The sequence below is a fragment of the Citricoccus sp. NPDC055426 genome, from assembly GCF_040677445.1.
Lineage (GTDB): Bacteria > Actinomycetota > Actinomycetes > Actinomycetales > Micrococcaceae > Citricoccus.
Genome location: NZ_JBFARZ010000029.1, coordinates 1 through 1508 on the forward strand (window position 1 = coordinate 1; position 1508 = coordinate 1508).

1 protein-coding gene is annotated in these 1508 nt (G+C 64.3%); it reads left to right on the plus strand.

What is annotated here, in order from left to right; all coding sequences use genetic code 11:
• Nucleotides 1-132: 132 nt before the first annotated feature.
• A partial coding sequence (locus AB0K08_RS16985) for an IS1634 family transposase (RefSeq protein WP_363356519.1) occupies nt 133-1508 on the plus strand: 1376 nt, incomplete at its 3' end.

Below are 1508 nucleotides of genomic sequence, written 5' to 3' on the forward strand. Positions count from 1 at the left end.
ACCCGACTTGGCTCACTGTTTGGTGATTCGGTCGTTCTTGGCGTCTAGTTCCGCATGATTCCGGGGTTCTTAGTTGCGGGGTGGGGCACTAACGGTCGGGGGTTCTAGGCTGTTTGGATGTACATCCGGCGGGTGAAGACCGCTTCCGGGGCGACCGCGGCCCAGCTCGTGGAGAAGCGCCGTGGAGTGCGAAAGATTGTCGAGCACCTCGGCTCGGCCCACGACGAGGTGACGCTGGCCGCCCTGGAACAGGTGGCGCGGGAGAAGATCCAGGCCGGCCAGATGGCCTTCGACCTCGACCTGCACACCGACGACACCACCAAGGTCCCAGCCACAGGCGTTGATGCCGGTGGTGGGCTGGTGCTGCACGGGACCCGACCTCGGTTGCTGTGGGAGGTACTGGAGCTGGCCTACGAGAGGATCGGCTTTCCCAGTGCTGTTGATGACGAGGTCTTCAAGCAGCTGGTGCTGGCTAGAATCATCGAACCAACCTCGAAACTGGACTCCCTCCGGGTCCTCGAGGAACTCAACGTGGGCAAGGTGCCCTCCTATGCCACTCTCAAGCGCCGACTGGCGCGCAGCGTGGAGGAGAAATGGCAGGACGCGGTCAGCGCCGCCGCCTACCGGTTCGCCGCCGGAGGCGGGGCCGTCAGCCTCTGCCTTTATGACGTCACCACCCTGTATTTCGAGGCCGATGAGGAAGACGAGCTGCGCAAGTCCGGGTTCTCGAAGGAACGACGGATCGACCCGCAGATCCTGGTCGGGCTGCTGGTCGACCGGTCAGGGTTCCCGTTGGAGTTGCACTTCTTCGAGGGGAACAAGGCAGAGACCAGGACCATGATCCCCGTGTTGGACGCCTTCCGTGATCGTCACCAGGTGGAGGACATGCTGGTGGTGGCTGATGCCGGGATGCTCTCTTGGGCGAACATCCAGGCCCTGGAGGAGGCCGGCTATCAGTACATCGTCGGCTCGAGGAACTCCAAGGCCCCGATGGACCTGGCGAAGACGTTCGCCACGAAAGGCAACCACTTCGCCGACGGGCAGGTCATCGAGACCACCACCGAGCTGAAGAAGGGCACCGAGTCATCACGCAGGCGCGCGGTCTGGCAGTACCGGCTGGCCCGTGAACACCGCGACCGGCGGAACCACACGCTGCAGGTCCAGCGGGCTGAGGACATCGCCGCCGGGCGGAAGGCCCAACGCAAGGCCCGGTTCCTGACCAATGGCCAGCGGAAGTCCCTGAGCGTGGACTACGAGGCGGCCAAGACCGCCGAGCAGCTCTTCGGGCTCAAGGGTTACGTGACGAACACCAGCATGAAGGTGCTCTCCGGGGCTGAGGTCGTGGCGGCCTATCACTCGTTGTTCGAGGTCGAGGCCTCGTTCCGGATGGCTAAATCCGACCTTCGTGCCCGACCGATCTTCCACCACACCCGGGATGCGATCCAGGCCCACCTGACCATCGTGTTCTGCGCGCTGGCCGTGGCCCGCCACCTACAGACAGCCACCGG